Source organism: Candidatus Saccharimonadia bacterium, from assembly GCA_035544015.1.
Taxonomy (GTDB): domain Bacteria; phylum Patescibacteriota; class Saccharimonadia; order UBA4664; family UBA4664; genus UBA5169.
This window is the reverse complement of the sequence record DATKIP010000037.1, coordinates 1-1439: the sequence shown is the minus strand read 5'-3', so window position 1 is coordinate 1439 and position 1439 is coordinate 1. Positions and strand designations below refer to the sequence as shown.

1 protein-coding gene is annotated in these 1439 nt (G+C 61.0%); it reads right to left on the bottom strand.

Annotation, left to right across the window (positions count from 1 at the left end):
* Positions 1 to 188 precede the first annotated feature (188 nt).
* Positions 189 to 1220 carry an IS110 family transposase gene (locus tag VMT30_02315; protein ID HVQ43774.1) on the bottom strand — a complete coding sequence of 344 codons (1032 nt, stop codon included), beginning with the start codon at positions 1218 to 1220 and terminating at the stop codon, positions 189 to 191.
* Positions 1221 to 1439: the final 219 nt, after the last annotated feature.

Here is a 1439-nt window from a genome sequence, read left to right as displayed (position 1 = left end):
GCCTGTTGCGCGGTTCACATGACCGCTGGCCATAATGCCCTCCGCGGATCAGGTCCCGATCAATATCCCGCATTCGACAATGCTAGGGGGTAGCTGGGTTGTCCTGATCGCCGGATCGACCGGCTCTGCATTACGTGCTGTCCGCCCTCCCAACCTTCACATCACGCCAGGTGTCCGGCGCGATCTCGTTACGCCGCAAGTGCGATGGGTTCCTTGTAGCGCTCACCCTTGGCCATCATGGCCCAGGCCATCCGTGCGATCTTGTTGGCGAGCGCGATGGCGGCGACCTTGGTCGGCCTCCGCGCCAACAATGCCGTGAGCCAGGGCCGGTGCTTGGTACCATGGATCTTGGCATAACGGATGACGGCGAGCGCCCCAGCCACGAACAGGCCGCGCAGATAGCAATCGCCTTGCTTGCTGATACTGCCGAGCCTGTTCTTGCCCCCGCTCGAGTGCTGCTTCGGCACGAGCCCGATCCAGGCCGAGAAATTGCGCCCTGACCTGAAGGATTTTGGGTCAGCAACGGTAGCGACCAGAGCGGTCGCTAGTACCGGACCGACGCCGGGACAATCATCAAGCCGCCTACTCGTCTCACTGGATCGGTGCCAGGCTCTGATCATACGGTCGAACTCCAGAATCTGCTCCTTCAGCCTTCGCAATTGAGCCCCGAATGCCATGAGACACGCACGGGCTATCTCAGGAACTCGCTTGTCGTTTGGATCGGCGACGACATTGAGCAGCTCCTCGACACCGTGGCGCCCGACCGGTGCAATAATCCCGAACTCGGCAAGATGGGCGCGGATCGCATTGATCACCGCAGTCTGCTGGCGGATGAATAGATGGCGCGCGCGGTGGAGCACCAGGCCGCTCTGCTGCTCGGGAGTCTTGGTCACAACAAATCGCATGTTGGCCCTGGTGACCGCCTCGCAGATGGCCTCGGCGTCAGTGGCATCATTCTTTTGCCGTTTGACGTAGGGCTTCACGTAGGCCGGTGGCATCAGTCGCACCGTGTGGCCAAGTGCCTGGAGCTCACGCGACCAATGGTGCGATGAGGCGCAAGCCTCGATGCCGATCAGACATGGCGGCAACTTCTGGAAGAACGCTAGGACGTAGCGACGCTTCAACTGACGGCGAATGACCACTTGCCCGGCAGCATCAATGCCGTGCACTTGAAAGACCGACTTGGCGATGTCGAGACCGATTGTCGTGACCGTTTGCATGTTTTGCTCCTCCGAATCGTGGGAGCCTTAACAGCGCCCACATCCATGGCACTCACGTGCCGGTGGAGGAGCCGTCCACAGCATCAGCTTCGGACATTGGTCGGCGCCGCCGGCACGGCAGCTTCGTGCCATGAGGCGACATTCCTCCGGCATCGCCGCGATGCTGAGGTAGCCTGACAAAAGAGCTGCCTGCCGGCGAGCCCAAATGTCAAAGATACT